This is a genomic window from Pseudomonas sp. 14A (genome assembly GCF_018132745.1).
In the GTDB taxonomy this organism is placed as follows: domain Bacteria; phylum Pseudomonadota; class Gammaproteobacteria; order Pseudomonadales; family Pseudomonadaceae; genus Aquipseudomonas; species Aquipseudomonas mercuritolerans.
The window spans coordinates 559,119-575,714 of sequence record NZ_JAGRQJ010000015.1 but is presented as its reverse complement, the minus strand read 5'-3'; the positions used below and the strand labels follow the sequence as shown (position 1 = coordinate 575,714).

10 protein-coding genes are annotated in these 16,596 nt (G+C 59.3%); 7 read left to right on the top strand and 3 right to left on the bottom strand.

What is annotated here, in order from left to right:
• Positions 1–187 precede the first annotated feature (187 nt).
• Positions 188–1,711 carry a fumarate hydratase gene (locus PS14A_RS19440; protein WP_212617004.1) on the bottom strand — a complete coding sequence of 508 codons (1,524 nt, stop codon included), beginning with the start codon at positions 1,709–1,711 and terminating at the stop codon, positions 188–190.
• A gap of 478 nt (positions 1,712–2,189) precedes the next feature.
• Between PS14A_RS19440 and PS14A_RS19435 the strand changes: the two genes are divergently transcribed.
• Genes PS14A_RS19435 through PS14A_RS19425 form a run of 3 tightly spaced genes read left to right on the top strand, consistent with a single transcriptional unit; the run spans position 2,190 to position 5,002 of the window.
• Entirely contained in the window at positions 2,190–3,296 is a 1,107-nt protein-coding gene (locus PS14A_RS19435) for a diguanylate cyclase (RefSeq protein ID WP_212617003.1), read from the top strand.
• Positions 3,289–4,224 (top strand): iron-sulfur-binding ferredoxin reductase, encoded by a 936-nt coding sequence (locus PS14A_RS19430; protein WP_212617002.1) that lies wholly within the window; start codon positions 3,289–3,291, stop codon positions 4,222–4,224. The genes PS14A_RS19435 and PS14A_RS19430 overlap by 8 nt, the downstream gene beginning before the upstream one ends.
• A gap of 28 nt (positions 4,225–4,252) precedes the next feature.
• Positions 4,253–5,002 carry an enoyl-CoA hydratase-related protein gene (locus PS14A_RS19425; protein ID WP_212617001.1) on the top strand — a complete coding sequence of 250 codons (750 nt, stop codon included), beginning with the start codon at positions 4,253–4,255 and terminating at the stop codon, positions 5,000–5,002.
• A 231-nt stretch (positions 5,003–5,233) separates the two neighbouring features.
• Here PS14A_RS19425 and PS14A_RS19420 read toward each other — a convergent pair whose 3' ends face one another.
• Together PS14A_RS19420 and pyk are read right to left on the bottom strand one after the other, a co-directional pair.
• The gene (locus PS14A_RS19420) at positions 5,234–6,568 is read right to left on the bottom strand and encodes a delta-60 repeat domain-containing protein (RefSeq protein ID WP_212617000.1); all 1,335 of its coding nucleotides are present in this window, start codon (positions 6,566–6,568) and stop codon (positions 5,234–5,236) included.
• A 188-nt stretch (positions 6,569–6,756) separates the two neighbouring features.
• The gene (pyk, locus tag PS14A_RS19415) at positions 6,757–8,208 is read right to left on the bottom strand and encodes a pyruvate kinase (RefSeq protein WP_024014116.1); all 1,452 of its coding nucleotides are present in this window, start codon (positions 8,206–8,208) and stop codon (positions 6,757–6,759) included.
• A gap of 172 nt (positions 8,209–8,380) precedes the next feature.
• Between pyk and PS14A_RS19410 the strand changes: the two genes are divergently transcribed.
• From PS14A_RS19410 to PS14A_RS19395, 4 genes are all read left to right on the top strand, one after another.
• On the top strand, positions 8,381–8,767 hold the full coding sequence (locus tag PS14A_RS19410) for a hypothetical protein (RefSeq protein WP_016773461.1): 387 nt from the start codon (positions 8,381–8,383) through the stop codon (positions 8,765–8,767).
• 231 nt (positions 8,768–8,998) lie between these two features.
• Positions 8,999–9,358 carry a PilZ domain-containing protein gene (locus tag PS14A_RS19405; protein WP_212616999.1) on the top strand — a complete coding sequence of 120 codons (360 nt, stop codon included), beginning with the start codon at positions 8,999–9,001 and terminating at the stop codon, positions 9,356–9,358.
• A 331-nt stretch (positions 9,359–9,689) separates the two neighbouring features.
• Positions 9,690–12,776, top strand: coding sequence for a hypothetical protein (locus tag PS14A_RS19400; protein WP_212616998.1), 3,087 nt, complete (start codon positions 9,690–9,692; stop codon positions 12,774–12,776).
• A 140-nt stretch (positions 12,777–12,916) separates the two neighbouring features.
• The gene (locus PS14A_RS19395; protein WP_212616997.1) at positions 12,917–16,573 is read left to right on the top strand and encodes a Tc toxin subunit A; all 3,657 of its coding nucleotides are present in this window, start codon (positions 12,917–12,919) and stop codon (positions 16,571–16,573) included.
• Positions 16,574–16,596: the final 23 nt, after the last annotated feature.

The window sequence follows — 16,596 nt, the reverse complement described above, 5'->3', positions numbered from 1 at the left end:
AGCGCGCAGCGTGGGCGTGTTGGATCGACGCTAACAAGAAAAGGCCAAAGATGAACCTGTCAGATCTGACAGGTGCACAAGATCATTTTGTATGCACCGGCAGCTTTTTTATCGCGATCGGTTTGCACATGTGAAAACGGCCGGTCCATCGCTGCGGATGGCCGGCCGTTTCATGCAAGCGAAGGGCTTACTGCACTTCCACCGCCAGGCTTTCGCTGATCTTCTGCTGCCAGATCGCAGGACCGGTGATGTGCACGGACTCGCCTTTGCTGTCCACCGCTACGGTGACCGGCATGTCCTTGACCTCGAACTCGTAGATCGCTTCCATGCCCAGCTCGGCAAATGCCAGCACCTTGGACTTCTTGATCGCTTGCGCAACCAGGTAAGCAGCGCCACCGACGGCCATCAGGTACACGGCTTTGTTGTCCTTAATCGCTTCGATCGCGGTAGGGCCGCGCTCGGATTTGCCGATCATGCCCAGCAGGCCTGTCTGCTCGAGGATCTGGCGGGTGAACTTGTCCATCCGCGTTGCGGTGGTCGGGCCGGCCGGGCCAACCACTTCGTCACCGACCGGATCAACCGGGCCGACGTAGTAGATGAAGCGACCCTTGAGGTCGACCGGCAGGTTTTCACCCTTGTTGAGCATTTCGACCATGCGCTTGTGCGCGGCGTCGCGACCGGTGAGCATCTTGCCGTTGAGCAGCACGGTTTCGCCCGGTTTCCAGCTCTGCACGTCTTCCGGGGTCAGGGTGTCGAGGTTGACGCGACGCGCCGACGGGCCGGCTTCCCAGACGATTTCCGGATAGGCGTCCAGCGGTGGCGCTTCCAGCGAGGCCGGGCCGGAACCGTCGAGCACGAAGTGTGCGTGACGGGTGGCAGCGCAGTTGGGGATCATGCACACCGGCAGGGAAGCGGCGTGAGTCGGATAATCCATGATCTTCACGTCGAGCACGGTGGTCAGGCCACCAAGGCCCTGGGCGCCGATGCCCAACTGGTTGACCTTCTCGAACAGCTCCAGACGCATTTCTTCGATGCGGTTCTGCGGGCCACGGGCCTTGAGCTCGTGAATGTCGATGGATTCCATCAACACTTCCTTGGCCATCACCGCGGCTTTCTCGGCGGTGCCGCCGATGCCGATACCCAGCATGCCCGGTGGGCACCAGCCGGCGCCCATGGTCGGCACGGTCTTCAATACCCAGTCGACGATCGAGTCGGACGGGTTGAGCATGGCCATTTTCGACTTGTTCTCGGAACCGCCGCCCTTGGCCGCCACGTCCACTTCCACGGTGTTGCCCGGGACGATGGAGTAGTGGATAACGGCCGGGGTGTTGTCCTTGGTGTTCTTGCGAGCACCCGCCGGGTCGGCGAGGATCGAGGCACGCAGGACGTTTTCCGGCAGGTTGTAGGCGCGACGCACGCCTTCGTTGATCATGTCGTCCAGGCCCATGGTGGCGCCGTCCCAACGCACGTCCATGCCGACACGGACAAACACGGTGACGATACCGGTGTCCTGGCAGATCGGGCGGTGGCCGGTGGCGCACATGCGCGAGTTGATCAGGATCTGCGCCATCGAATCACGGGCCGCTGGCGATTCTTCGCGCAGGTAGGCTTCGTGCATCGCCTGGATGAAATCCACGGGGTGGTAATAGGAAATGAACTGCAGGGCGTCGGCAACGCTCTGAATCAGGTCATCTTGCTTGATCACGGTCATGAGTCGCGCTCCTCTAAAACACGGTGGGGCAGCTACAAGCTTCTAGCTTCGAGCGGCAAGTTAAGCATTACGCGGACAGCTTGAGCTTGCCGCTTGAGGCTTGCGGCTGTCCCTTTGTGGCGCGACGCTAAAAAGGCGCGGCAGTATACCGCGCCTCGGTGGTGGGCACACATTGGCTTTTGGTCGGATGCCCCGTGGCGAGGGGATTTATCCCCGCTCGGCTGCGCAGCAGCCGTAAAACCTCTGCGCTTGGCGTGAATGAAAGATTGCAAGGGGCCACTTCGCAGCCCATCGAAGATAAATCCACTCACCACAGGGACCTGGTGCGGGCATCAATGCAGCTCAATCAGGTCATGCATTTGACGTCAATTTTCGAGCCCGAAAATCGGTGGTCATTTAGCGACCGGCCCTCTAAAGTGGCATCCGGTCTGTAGAGTAGGACACTCGGTCAGCCTCCTATCGCACGGTGAGTCAACGATTGACCCATAACGCCATTCAACGCCTTCTGCTCAAACGCTTCGCCCTCGCTGCGGCCACCTACGGATTGGCTTTGCTGCTGCTGTGGCTGGCGTTTTTCACCGGGCATTACCAGCAATCTCTGAGTGGTGTGACCATCGGCAGCGCCCTGGTGGTCATCAGCCAGGCGACCCTGTTCGGGCTGTTCTGGAGCGGGCGCAACCAGCGCTTTGCCGACCCCAGCCTGACCGAAGCGCAAGTGCTGATGGGGCTGGGCTGGCAGACGTGGCTGATCGCCCATGTCGACGAGGCACGCGGCGCGTTTCTGGTGTTTTATGTGCTGATCCTGCTGTTCGGCCTGTTCCATCTCACTCGACGTGTGTTTATCCGTTGCGCACTGCTGGTGTTCTTCAGTTTTTCTGCGATTACCCTGTGGGACGCTTATCACTTTCGCCTCGCCGAGCCTGCGCTCGCGGCGTTGCAGGTGTGCATTCTGGCGATGGTGCTGGCGTGGCTGGTGCTTTACGCACGCTTCGTTCAGGTCTCGCGGCAACGCCAGCGGCAACGTCGGTTTGCCTTGCAGGCGCATCAGGACACCTTGCGCGGGATGATGCGCCAGCTTGAAGACCTGGTCGCCACCGACGAGTTGACCGGGCTGTTCAATCGCCGGCATTTCCTGCGCATCGCCTCCCGCGAGCTCAACGCGTTGGACGGCGACGTAATGCACGGGCTGGCGTTGATCGATCTGGACCACTTCAAACGCATCAACGATCTGCACGGCCACGCCGCCGGCGATCAGGTATTGCAGGCGTTTGCCGGGGTGGCGCAAGCCTGCCTGCGCGACGGTGACGTGCTGGCGCGCTATGGTGGCGAAGAATTCGTGGTGCTGGTGCCCGACTGCGATGCCGAACGCCTGACCGCCTGTTGTGAGCGTTTGCGCATCGCCTTCAGCGAGGTGGAATTGATGGGCCTGCAAGTGCGCAACCTGAGCCTGTCGGCGGGCATGACCCTGCTGGCCGTAGGCGATGATCTGGACGAAGCGTTGCAGCGCGCCGATCAGGCGCTGTATCGGGCCAAGCGCGACGGGCGCAATCGTTGTGCCGCCGCGTGGGAGAACATCGATGCCTGAATTGCGTGTCGGTGAGCGGCAGTGGACGGTTGAGCCGGGCAGCAATCTGCTTGATGCCCTCAATCAGAACGGCGTTGCCGTGCCCTACAGCTGTCGCGCCGGCAGTTGCCACGCCTGTCTGGTGCAATGCGTGCAAGGCCTGCCCACTGACAATCGTCCGGACGCCTTGAATGCCGAACAGCGCCAGCAGGGTTGGCGGCTGGCCTGCCAATGCCAGGTGAGCGAAGACTTGCAGGTGCACACCTTCGATCCGCTTACCGACGGCCTCCCGGCCGTGGTCGAGGCGCTGGACTGGCTGAGCGACAGCGTTCTGCGCCTGCGCCTGACCCCGCGGCGGCCACTGCGCTACCGCGCCGGCCAGCATCTGGTGCTGTGGATCGGCCACATTGCTCGTCCGTATTCACTGGCGAGCCTGCCGCAAGAAGACCGCTTCCTCGAGTTTCACCTCGATTGCCGTCAGCCCGGCGAATTCATCGATGCCGCACGCCGGCTGCAGATCGGCGACGCGATCCGCCTTGGCGAACTGCGCGGCGGCGCCTTGCATTACGATGCGGACTGGCACGCCCGGCCACTGTGGCTGCTGGCCGCCGGTACCGGTTTAGGCCCGTTGTTCGGTGTGCTGCGCGAAGCCTTGCGGCAGGATCACCAAGGCGCCATCCGTGTCATTCACCTGGCCCATGACGAGCGCGAGCACTATCTGGCCAAACCCCTTGCCGCGCTGGCCGCGCAGCGTGAAAACCTCAGCGTCGAGCTGTGGACAGCGACCGACTCAGCCGCCGCTTTGGCGCAACTGCGCCTTGTTTCTCGGCAAACCCTGGCCTTAGTCTGCGGCTCGACAGCCAGTGTCGACGCGTTCGCCAAGCGTCTGTATCTGGCCGGATTGCCGCGCAATCAACTGCTGGCCGACGTGTTTGTCAGCCGTGGTTGAGCGCTGATTTTCAGACGCGAGACACGCCATGACCGAAGCCATCCTGCTGGAACGCGAACGCGGTTTGCTGACCCTGCGCCTCAACCGCCCGGACAAGAAAAACGCCCTGACCCGCGCCATGTACGGCCGCCTCGCCGAAGCATTGAAACAGGCTGACAGCGACCCGGAAATCAATGCCGTGCTGATCACTGGCAGTGCCGAGTGTTTCACCGCTGGGAATGACATCGCCGACTTCATCGAACAACCGCCGAGCGACCTCGACAGCCCGGTGTTCCACTTCATGCTCAACCTGCTCGAATGTCGCAAACCAGTGATCGCCGCCGTGGCTGGCGCAGCGGTAGGCATCGGAACGACGATGTTGTTGCACTGCGATCTGGTCTATGTCAGCCGCGACGCGCGGCTGCGCATGCCGTTCGTCAACCTCGGATTGTGTCCCGAATTCGGTTCCAGCCTGATCCTGCCGCGCTTGCTTGGGCAGGCGAAAGCGGCTGAGTTACTGTTGCTGGGTGAAGGCTTCAGTGGTGAGCAGGCAGCGCAGTGGGGGATTGCCACCCAAGCGCTGGACAGCGGTGAAGCGGCCTTGAGCAAGGCTCGGGAAGTGGCCCTGCGTTTCGATGAACTGCCGGCCGAAGCGGTGCGCATCAGCAAGCAATTGATGCGAGCGCCGGATCGCGAGTTGCTGCGAAAAGTGATCGAGGACGAGGGCGCGTTGTTCACCCAGCGGTTGCGTTCGCCGGAGGCGGTGGCGGCGTTGAGTGGGTTTATCAACCGTCATTGAAAAGCCAACCCACACCCGGTTCTCTCCCGGCCGAGGTGTATTGCGTTACCCATCGACCTGAAAGATGCGGTCGATCATGGATTCGCTGAACCTTTATCAGGTCTGTGCAATTGTGCAATATTCCCGATCTGTTCCCTTTCCTTTTGAAAGAGGGTCAGGGTGAGGGGCTTTTGATTCAAACCACAGAAAAGCCCCGCCATTCAAAGAGCTGGGCCGATGATTACCGCCAGGTCAATCGGTCAGAGCCGCCGTGCCACTGTGAAAGCGCATGACCAAGGCCTTGTCCAACCCCGCAGAGTGCTCAAAACCGCCGATGATGATTTTTCCGTCCTCCTGCAACGCCAGGCTAGTCAGGATTGACGAGGCGCGCGCTTTGACCCAAAAGCTGCCGGCGTTGAAGTCATCATCCTTGTTGCCGTCACTCAAAAGGCGCGCCAACACACCGTAAGACTGGCTGGGCGACGGCGGCGGTTCGGGCGATGTGATTGCGCCCATCAGCAGGATTTTCCCGTCCGGCTGCATCACGGCGGTTCTCCATCGGGTGCGGTAGTTTTCCAGCCGGATGAGCAGCGGTTTACCCCCGTTGAATTGAATATTGTCCTTACCGTCGGGTTCCAGACTGATCAACAGACCTAGACGATCCGAGGTGTGGCCAACGCCCAACAGTCGATTGTTGGTCTGTCTGACCAACGAAGTGAGTTCGGCCTCCGAGAGCTCAGGGGAGTTGAACAGGCGAACGCCCGTGTCATTGAACGATTCGTCAAGAATCCCTTCGGCAGTGTATCGGGCGAAAAATATTCCGGCTGGCTTCCGGTCTACCGTCAATCTGCCGCAGACAACGACATTGCCTATATCGTCAATCAAGCCGCTTGTCAGCTCTACACTGTCCGGGCTACTCCCCGGTTCAATCACCTGCAAATGACCTGTTTCGTTGAACGCGGTATCGGGGGTGCCGTCGCTGTTGAGAACAAAGATGAACGCTCGGGTATCGGCAGTGTGAGTGACTATGTAGTTATATACGATGAGGATTTTGCCATTGGCCATCGGCTCGACACAGGTGCTGAAGTCCGATTCTTGCTCGTTCTCTCTCGCTGATGGTTGGGGCCATGCCTCGGGGCGTCTTAGGACGACGTAGCCGTCCCCGTCGGGGCCGAAGGTCGTATCGAGCGTACCGTCGCCGTTGAATCGGCCTAGCGCTGGCATACTGCGGTAGCCGGCACGCCCGACCAGGAGAATTTTTCCGTCATCCAGCAGCTTGATCGAATAACCTGCCGAGTCGCTATTGGGGGCAAAGTTGCCATGAGCCAGGCCGTCCGTAGCCTTGGCGAATTCTCGATCCAGCGTTCCGTCGGGCTTGAGTCGTCCCAGTACATAAACCCTCCCCGGCAGCCCGCCATAGGCTTCCCCGGTGAAATACACATAGCCTTCCTTCGCCACGCTCTGCGCCGCGACGCCAAAAATCAGGAGCGGAAGTGGTCGCACGTCTTGAGGGTGCCAAATGCCGGTTCCGTTGAAGGAAGGATCGGGCGCAATTGGGGCCTGGGTGGATTGCTGTTGACTGTGCATGAGCTGTACCTGCGTTCGAATGGTTGATTCAATCACAGTTAACGGCGCACGTGCGGCAGGCGTCTACTGACAACTCTGACAGTAGACCGCAATTACGGAAGGGTATATTGCGTGCGCGTTTTTCGGCCAGACAACAAAAAGCCCCGCCATTCACATGGCGGGGCTTTTGCGTTTCAGCTGCCGGTCACTCAGACCTGCGGATCACCGACATGCAGGATCTTCATGCCGTTGGTACCGCCGGTGGTGTGGTAGCTGTCGCCCTTGGTCAGGATGACCCAGTCGCCTTTTTCCACAACGCCGCGCTTGGTCAGCTCGTCGATGGCTTTCTGGCTGACTTCGTGCGGTTCCAGCGAGGCCGGGTCGAACGGGATGGTGTAGACGCCACGGAACATCGCCGCGCGGGCCTGGGCTTCGCGGTGCGGGGTGAACGCGTAGATCGGCACCGAGGAGCGGATCCGCGACATGATCAGCGGGGTGAAGCCGCTTTCGGTCAACGCAATGATCGCTTTGACGCCCGGGAAGTGGTTGGCGGTGTACATGGTCGCCAGCGCGATGCTTTCGTCGCAGCGGCTGAATTCCTTGCCGATGCGATGGCTGGAAGTCTTGCCGGTCGGGTGCTTCTCGGCGCCGACGCAGATGCGCGCCATCGCCTGTACGGCTTCCAGCGGGTAGAGGCCAGCGGCGGACTCGGCCGAGAGCATCACGGCGTCGGTGTAGTCGAGCACGGCGTTGGCCACGTCGGACACTTCGGCGCGGGTCGGCATCGGGTTCTGGATCATCGACTCCATCATCTGCGTCGCGACGATCACCGCTTTGTTGTGGCGACGTGCGTGCAGGATGATTTTCTTCTGAATGCCCACCAGTTCGGCATCGCCGATTTCCACACCGAGGTCGCCACGGGCAACCATCACCGCGTCGGAGGCCTTGATCAGGCCGTCGAGGGTTTCGTCGTCGGCCACGGCTTCGGCGCGTTCGATCTTCGCCACCAGCCAGGCAGTGCCGCCGGCTTCGTCACGCAGTTGACGGGCGTATTCCATGTCGGCGGCGTCACGCGGGAAGGACACCGCGAGGTAGTCGACTTCCATTTCGGCGGCGAGCTTGATGTCGGCCTTGTCTTTTTCAGTCAGCGCCGGGGCAGTCAGACCACCACCGCGACGGTTGATGCCTTTGTGGTCGGACAGCGGGCCGCCGATGGTCACCACGCAATGCAGCTCGGTGGCAGTGGCGGTTTCAACACGCATCACCACGCGGCCGTCGTCGAGCAGCAGCTCGTCGCCCACGCCGCAGTCCTTGACCAGATCCGGGTAGTCGATGCCGACCACTTGCTGGTTGCCTTCGGTCAACGGATGGCTGGTGGAGAAGGTGAACTTGTCACCGATCTTCAGCTCGATCTTCTTGTTGGCGAATTTGGCGATACGGATTTTCGGGCCTTGCAGGTCGCCGAGCAGGGCGACGAAGCGGCCGTGCTTGGCAGCGAGGTCACGCACCAGTTTCGCGCGAGCCTTGTGCTCGTCGGGGGTGCCGTGGGAGAAGTTCAGACGGGCAACGTCCAGACCAGCCAGAATCAGCTGTTCGAGAACTTCCGGCGAGTTACTGGCCGGGCCAAGGGTAGCGACGATTTTGGTACGACGGACGGACATGCAAAGACTCCTGAGTTCAAGCGCAGGCAGAGGCTACTATGCTCGAAGGGTGTAGTCATTGTTCGAATGCACTACTTATCGTTTTCTTTATTGAACGTGGCAACTTCGGGACAAACGCGCCTGAAGATTTTCGACCAGGGGTCGATACAGAGCACAAGACAGGAGAACCCCCATGCGATTGTTGCCCATTGCCGCCCTTGCCCTCAGCGTCCTCGCCGCGACGGGCTGCACCCGTTGGTCGATGAACCATCATTTGAACAACGCCTACAGCGCCTATGAACGTGGCAATTGCGAGCAGGTCATGCTTGAACTGTCCAAAGTAGAGCGCGCCAGCCGCGCCCGCCCGTACGTGTGGCCGGAAGTGTCGATGATGCGCGGCCAGTGCCTGGAACGGCAGAAGCTGTACATCGACGCAGTGCAGACCTACCAGTTCATCATTGCTTCGTACCCCAACAGCGAATACGCCTACCGTGCCCGCGCGCGTCTGGAAACCTTGCAGAGCCTGGGCCATTACCCGACACGCAGCGCTGCTGCGGTGGTACGGCCGACACGCTTCTGACGGTACCGTCGTACAAAATCTGGCCGTCTGTACAAGCTCCGCTATAGTCAAGGAAACCGCTTGCGAGGCTTGTCTCGATGGCGGCGCAACACCTGCGACTGGCAGTGGTAAAAGTGACGGCGATTGTCGCGACCGTCACACCGGAAGCGGGGAGAGCGGGCCTGCCTACAGGCTCGTTCCGAAGCACAGGTGCGGCTCCCTGGCGGAGCCCTGCATGGCGTACAGCACATCATGTTTACCGACCGCCGGATCGAACGGCACCAGTTGCCGTATTACCTCAGAGTGTTCAATAGCATCACCGACAAACCCGTCGGCTTTCTCGGCAACGTGTCTGCGGACGGGCTGATGCTGATCAGCCAGTTGCCGATGATGATCGGGGCAGATTTCCAGTTACGCCTCAAAGTCCCCGCCCGTGATGGCAGTCAACAGGTCATCGATTTCAGCGCCTGCTGCGTGTGGTGCCATGAAGACGCCACACCGCTGCATTACGACGCCGGTTTCATCCTGCGCCGCGCACCGGCGGAGTTCGGCGAGCTGGTGCTGGCGCTGCAGCAGTACTTCAGTTTCCAGCCACTGCCGGCTTCTGCCTGAACAGCAAAAGATCGCAGCCTTCGGCAGCTCCTGCATTTGGAATGCGTTCCCCTGTAGGAGCTGCCGAAGGCTGCGATCTTTTGATCTTGACGTCATGCCACCGCGATTGCCCGCTCCTCATCCAGCGCCTTCTCCGCCAGCAATAACCCCATCTCGCAGGTAACGGCGCAGTCCGCTGTAGCGGTGCATCTTCGGCTGAAGGGCGTCAGCGGGTTGCAGTGCGGAAAAAGTTACCGTTAGTCGGGACTGTCAGAGTTGACAGGTGTGCCTTTCCATAAGAATCGATTCAACTAAGTGAGGAATAACACAATCCACTTCCCCGAGGTTGACGATGATGGATGACCATTCGAATGATGAACATAACCTGCCGGGTGAAGAATCGATCAAAGCTCAGGGGCAATCCGATAGAGCTGATAAAGAAGAAAACCCTGGCGCCCTGCTAACGCTCCGAGAGTTCAGCTACCCCCGAAGTGGAGCGGTCGGGGATTTGAAGAAACGTTTCATCACCACACTGTCTGGTCCTGCAGAAAAGCTCAAAGTTCATTATAAGGATGGCAACAGTAACAATTATATAGAAGAGGAATGGGCGGTTGGCTCGGGTGTTATAACTCTTCCTCCTGATGTACGCCGCAGAGCTGGCAGCACCGCTATTCATTACGCTATATACAGGAATGGGGGTTGGAGTGACTGGTACGACTCCGGCTGGTTTTATATGTTCGATGCACCTTTCATCGCCTTTCCTGTTAATAACAGTGTAATCAAGGCAGGCGATGTAACTGTCAGCGGTACCATCAGTGCAGGGGCATCAACTCTCCGGGTTTTTGATGCACCGGAAACGCCACTGAGTTCACCCGTCCAGAACGTACAAGGCGGTCGGTTCAACATACCCTTGGGTCAACTTTCACAAGGCAACTACCGGATTTTTGTCAGAGAGCGGGTAGTTCCCTGTCTACCTGGGGATCTTGACTCGGATATTGTTGCTTTCTCCGTGATTGATCGCGTCCAGATAACTTCAATACGCGAGGGCTCGACAAGCGTCGAAGGTGCAACCATTCACGGTAGTGGAGCACTGCCGGACGCTACAGTCGAAGTCTACGGATTGGACTTGGGCGACGTGGTGCTTCATGCCACGGTTAACCCCGATGGTACCTGGAGTACAAGCGCACATCGCTTTGAACCCAAAAAGACCATGTTTATTGCTATTCAGGTTTTACGCGGTGTCAGCTCAAAAGTAAGTTTCATCTACGAGTTTACATTTTCGGGTCCCCCGATCATTACCGGACCTGCGCCATTGCAAGAGCAAGCTTTTTCACTGGACGGCGAAAGAGGTCGGGCTGGTGCCGTGTTGAAGGTATATGAGGATTTGGCAGCGGGCCCCGTCTACGGAACCGCGACTGTGCCGCCAGGTCACCAGCCGTGGACGGTGGCGGTCAAGGACATTCGCCCAGGCCCCATCAGCCTGGTTGTCGAAGACTCTATTCTCGGTCGCGGTGCATGGCGAGCCTTCAGGATTCGCCCTCCCAAACCTGAGTTACCAGTGATCGGTTTTCCAGACAATTCAACGGTGACGTTCTCAGGCAAGGGCCACTACGATCCCGACTTCCCTACGCGAATCCAGTTCACAGTGAAAACAGGCGAGGGGAATGCGCCAGCTGTTGCCGTGGTGCAAAACGACGGTACGTGGGCTACCACCGCAACGGGCTGGGAATTGGGCCGCCGTACACTCGTGGCGATTCAACAGATTGCCGACAATACCGGAGGCTGGATCGACTCGTTGCCTTTTGAATTCGACGTCGAAAAGAAGCTGTCCCCCGTCAGCAATGTAACTCACACCGACGACTACCAACCTACCTTCAGCGGTGCAGGCATCACCGACGCTACCGTCAAAATATGGCTGACTCAAAGTGAGCTCGCTGCGCCTGATGCACCGGTCAGTAATCGGCGATGGTCGACGCAAGCATCGACCCTTTGGGGTCCGACGAACAATCAGAAAGTATTCATCCAGCAAATACTCAACGGCTTTGAAAGCTGGCTGGATTATCACGTCAGCATTGCGCCTCGCGAACCCGGTCTCGATGCCCCTCCCGAGGACGGACTAACGCCGATCTTCAGCGGCACGTGCTGGCCAGACGCACTGGTGAATATTACGTTCAGCGATAGCGGTTGCTCATTTGCAGCGCAGGTGATCGGGGATAAATGGACCTTTCAGCGCCCGACTCCGTTTACGGATGGAGTGCTCTACACCATCGAAGCGACGCAGACCGTCGTCGGACTTGCATCGAAGCCTGGCTCCCTGGAATTCAAGGTTTACCTGGAGCGGCTCCAGCCCGCGATCAGAACGCCGCTGCCCAAACAGGAAACCGACAGCGATCTGACGGTGACCGGTGACTTCGGCATGGCAGGCGCTTCGATGCAGCTGTGGGATCTACAGGAAGGAAAGCGCTTGGGCGATCCAGTGGTTCTCGGGCAGGACGGTCCCTGGTCGGTACCTCTCACCGGACTCGCCATCAAGACGTGGTTCATCACCGCGCAGCAGACCCTCAACGGTCGGGCGTCGAAGGACAGTGAGGTGCGCGAGTTCGACGTCGTGGTGATGCCACCCGAGTTTATGCACCCGCAACCTGGAGGCGATCTGGCGCGCAGGGCAACTCTCTCGGGTACGGGGCGGCGAGAGGGGTTGGTTACGGTTTGGCGCCGCGGGCTCGATGAGCCATTGTTGCGCGATGTCCAGATCGGTGTGGACGGTGTGTGGGATGCCGGCGTTTCGTTGGAGGTCGGAGACGAAATCCTTTGGGCAACTCAGACGTTCGAGAGCAGAACCTCAAAACCAAGCCTCGATCTGCCGTGTCGGGTCGTACCCGTCGCGGTGACCCCTGAATCGCCCACTCCCGAAGAATTCCTTGGCGCTACGGTGACGGTGTCCGGGTTCGGCGTTTCTGGCGACCGGATCACGCTCAAGCGCGGGGAATCCGTATTGGGCACGGCCTCGGTGCTAGACGACGCAAGCTGGTCAATCCCCGCAACGCTGGAGCCACCCGATGGGGCTGTCACATTGAGCGTTGTGGCCTCCAACGGTGGATACCACTCGGCCCCCAGCGAGTGGGAATGTCAGCTAAGGCTCTTTCTTCCGCAATTCATATATCCAGGGCCAGGCCGTTGGGTTTCTCCCGTGGCGGCCTTCACAGGTTCGGGCATACCGGGCATCGGCACGCTCATGAGCTGGTACAGCCCGGATGTCGTACTTGCCGGCCCCATTACCGTCACTGACGCAGGCTGGACGGCCACTCCGACGATGCCGTTGCACAGTGGCGCCCAGTGGTGCCGTTTCCGGCAAATATCCAGCACAGGGACGCCAATATCAGACGATGCAGAAAGTGGACGTTTTGATGTGCGTGTCGAGTCGCCAGACAACTCTTGAACGCAGTTCCGATGAACGGTCGTAAAAACTGTCATTTATGACAGTGGACTCTATCTGTTTCGAAGCGCTGAATGGTCTGTATCAACCGATGCCGGCAAGGTTCCCCGCCAGCGCACATCAACTGTTCAGGGACTGACAGCATGGCCAGTAAGAGTACGGCAAAAAAACCCAGCCTGGAGTTGTTCGAGCAGGTCTTTGGCGAGCAGCAGAGCCTGGAAAAGTTTGCCGGTCTGAGATCCTGGCTGGAGCGTGGCGAGTCGATTTTTCCCTTGGTGGAGAAGGGCGCCGAGGGCCTGGCGAAAGACTTCGACATCAATGTCGAGGAGGCCAGGAGGTTTCTGCGTCGGTTGAATGGGCTGGCGGTTTACCTGCGACGGCAGTTCATCGAGCAGTCATTGACCGGCGAGCCGAAACCGCCACCGTACGCGGCGGGTGGGTTCAACACCGGGCCCAGTTACGAACTCCTGTTCCGCCCGGCATTTGACCAGTTCGCACCGGTTGGCGCGCTTGAAGATGCCACGGGAGTTGTCGCTTATCTGGTACAGATGTGGAAGTGGGCCGGGGACAATATCGAAAAACACGGTGATGCCGATGAGGTAACCGGGAAGATTCCTATCCGCAGGCGTCGGGCCGATATCAGGGAACTGTTCATCGACCACAACGCGATGCACCAGACCGTTTCTGCAGTAAATATCACTCTCAAGGTATTGGAAAGGTTTAGCGGCAGAACCGAGCCGGAGCTGGAAGATGCCATGATCCTGCGGCGTTATCCGAATGGTTTGCCCTACTACAAGCATTGGGCAACCATCAATGCGGTGGTTGCTCATCACAGTCTGTCAGTGGGGCATTTTGCCCGCTGGACAGATATCGAATACCCCAACTTTCTGCTTCCCGAGGCTTGGGATGACGATGCCGGTCGTGCGCTGGCCCATGCCTCGCGGCTGGGACCGTTCCAGCGAGAGTTGTTGACCGAGCAGCTCATTCCCGACGACGCCGACACGGACACCAAAGAGGCATTCTACTTAAAGAATTACGGTACAACCGGGGTGGACTGGCAGAACCTCAATCAAGTGGAGTTTTTCGCTCAGCGCACCAAGCTGGATGCCGAAGGCCTGGAAGCTTTTCTGTCAATTCGCCGTTACGCACCAACACGGTCGGCCAACGTGCTTGTTTATGCGCCTTTCGCTGCGCAGGAAAGCGAGCGTTGCGGTTCAGTCTTTATCAATGGCGGCGAATCACCCGCCGTCAGTGTCAATTACGAGAATCTGCTGCACCGATTGAGCCAATCCCCCATGAACCCGGGACGATACGATCGGATGAACCGCAAGCGGCGCCTGGATCTATGGCTGAAGCTGCCTCCCGAGGAGGTCGATTCGCTGCTGGTTGCTGCGGTCAACGCCGAGTGGGCTGGCATCCCCGATGGCTCTGAAAAACCTGTGAAACCGGCCATCCGGGTTACCGACCATACCGTGCATGCGTTGGGGTTGTTCCAGACCTTGCGTGAAGGCTTCAGCTGCAAGGCTGCGGATTTCGTGGTGTTTATCGACGCGTTCTCAATCTATGGCCGCGGGCAGGTAGCGTCACAATTTGATCAGATCTTCAATAATGTCCAGGGAGACTACCGCGATCCATTGCTCCTTGATAAGGCTGTGTTTCCTTTGCTACCGGCGCAGGGTGTGCCCGAATTCACCGTCAGCCGAATCTGCAGCGCACTGGAAATCGACCTGCAGACCTACCAGTATCTGGCGCTGGCGATCGCCCGTGCCCATGGCCGAACCGACACGCTCGAGCGCAGCCCGCAGGTTCTGTCGGCGTTTTACCGCCTGGTGAAATTGCCCCGCTTGTTGGGCATGACACCTGTAGAGGGGCTGTTGATGCTCATGGTGCTTGGCGGGGAGGCGTGGGCTGACGGTCTGGCGGGCGTTCCGGTGATCAAGGGAAAACCCACGGCCGGCGACACTGTCCCCGACGTGTTGAACCTCATTTCGGCACTGGCTGCATGCCGCTACTGGTGTCGTACGCGCAATTTGCCCGTGCTGTGGATGCTGCAACAGGTGGCCGATCTTCAGGTATCCAATGTTGCGACCGAGCCAGAACTGCGCTTGTTCGAGCAGGTCCGCAATTTGTTGGGCGAGGCATTATTGACTCATATCGGATTCGTGACCGCCGGTGTGCCGCCGCTGGTGGGCCGTGACTGGAAAGATCTGCTGTCTTCGCTGACTGACCCGCTGGGTCTGGTGAAATCTCGCGAGGGCACAGAAGACCAATACGTAGTCTTCGCCAGAGAGGAACTCGACAAGGCGGTCAGGGAGGGGCTGGATGAAGATGACAGCAGTGTGCGTGCTCCCATTGTCGAAATCATGCTCACGGTTCTGCTGCAGGCGCGTGCCGCTCAGCTTTCGGTCGCTCGGGAATGTCTGGCTGTTTATACCGGGCTGGATGCAGAACGGGCGCTGAAGACTTTGAACTGGGCGAATTCGAGCGTCTACGAGCTGTTGGTCAGAATCGTCGAGCAGATGGGTGAAGACTGGGCGTTGTCACGCACCCTGCGCGAGGAACCTCTTGATCCCCTGTTCGTTCTGCTGGCTGACATACGTCGGCTCAGTGCCGTCGTGGCCGAACTGGACATCAGCCTCGAAACCCTTGATGCGCTGCTCGATCACGGGCTCAACGATTGGTGGGAGCAGGACGGCTCTCAAGTCTTCACCGTCGCTACCCTGTACTACCTGACGGTTCTGACTCATGCCTTCGAGATCAGCAAGCAGCCTCATACCGAGTTGCTTGAGTACTTGAGGCAGATCCACGAATTGGGAGATCCAGAGAAGTTGTCCGCCGACGCGCTGCGCCTCGCACAGCAGGCGTCGGAGGTCTGGCTGGCCCGGTTTTTCGACTGGAGCGAGCAGGACGTGCACGAATGCATCGGGCGAATCGACCCGCAATACAGGCTCTTGAAAAATCTCAGGCAACTGGATCTGTTGGTCCGGATACGCGAACTGGCCACCCACACCAACATGGATGCGCTGACCATTTTTCTGCTGGGAACGCTGCCTGAAACCGTCGACAAGCCGGTTTACAAAGACGCTGCCGAGCATGCCTCGTTGAGTCTTGGGGAAACGGCGCCAGCGGTTAGCCCATCCGCCGAGCTGCGGGCGCCACTCATTAACATGAAGATCGTGCCGAACAGCTCTGAGGTGATTGCCGGAAGTGCGGAAAAAATCATCTTCACCATCACGCTGACGGACCAGGACGGCCACGCGCTCAGCGGTGTGTCCATTCGCGGACAGGCCAGTCTTGGCACGCTGATCATCGGCCAAACCCAGCCAGGAACGGGTGTCGCCACGGCAACCTACACGCCAGGAAAGATCATGGGGGCTGAGCGTCCGCTGTTCTGGGTGCCCTTGATCACGCCGCAGGAGGGGCCGCTCATCCAGTTGACCGACGACGGCATGAACCTGGATTTCCCCGCGCCTTTCATGTCCAGAGTGCCCACCAGCGTCGTGCCAGTGGGAAAAGCGGTCGAGTTATCGGCCGTTCTCATGGATCGCTTCGGCAATCTGGGCAAAAACCGCTGGGTGCGTTGGTCCGCCACCGCTATTGGTGACGAGCCTTTACTGGCGGTTGAGGCGGTGATTCGACCCCAGCAGGGCCAGACCACTCAGCAAGGCGTTGCCCGAGCGGTTATCTCAAGTCCGACGGGAGGCACATTCATTTGCACCGTGCTCTCGGAAACCAGCGAGAAGGCTGTGGATTTTGCATTGATTGAGTTCGCGCCTCTCCCCCTTCCAGATGAAGCATGACGTTTGCGCCGCCCCGCCAGAAG

What these genes read in the sequence shown, in the direction of transcription:
- PS14A_RS19440 (WP_212617004.1), bottom strand. Translation starts at nt 1,711, where the DNA reads ATGACCGTGATCAAGCAAGATGACCTGATTCAGAGCGTTGCCGACGCC.
- PS14A_RS19430 (WP_212617002.1), top strand. Translation starts at nt 3,289, where the DNA reads ATGCCTGAATTGCGTGTCGGTGAGCGGCAGTGGACGGTTGAGCCGGGC.
- PS14A_RS19425 (WP_212617001.1), top strand. Translation starts at nt 4,253, where the DNA reads ATGACCGAAGCCATCCTGCTGGAACGCGAACGCGGTTTGCTGACCCTG.
- PS14A_RS19420 (WP_212617000.1), bottom strand. Translation starts at nt 6,568, where the DNA reads ATGCACAGTCAACAGCAATCCACCCAGGCCCCAATTGCGCCCGATCCT.
- pyk (WP_024014116.1), bottom strand. Translation starts at nt 8,208, where the DNA reads ATGTCCGTCCGTCGTACCAAAATCGTCGCTACCCTTGGCCCGGCCAGT.
- PS14A_RS19410 (WP_016773461.1), top strand. Translation starts at nt 8,381, where the DNA reads ATGCGATTGTTGCCCATTGCCGCCCTTGCCCTCAGCGTCCTCGCCGCG.
- PS14A_RS19405 (WP_212616999.1), top strand. Translation starts at nt 8,999, where the DNA reads ATGTTTACCGACCGCCGGATCGAACGGCACCAGTTGCCGTATTACCTC.
- PS14A_RS19400 (WP_212616998.1), top strand. Translation starts at nt 9,690, where the DNA reads ATGATGGATGACCATTCGAATGATGAACATAACCTGCCGGGTGAAGAA.
- PS14A_RS19395 (WP_212616997.1), top strand. Translation starts at nt 12,917, where the DNA reads ATGGCCAGTAAGAGTACGGCAAAAAAACCCAGCCTGGAGTTGTTCGAG.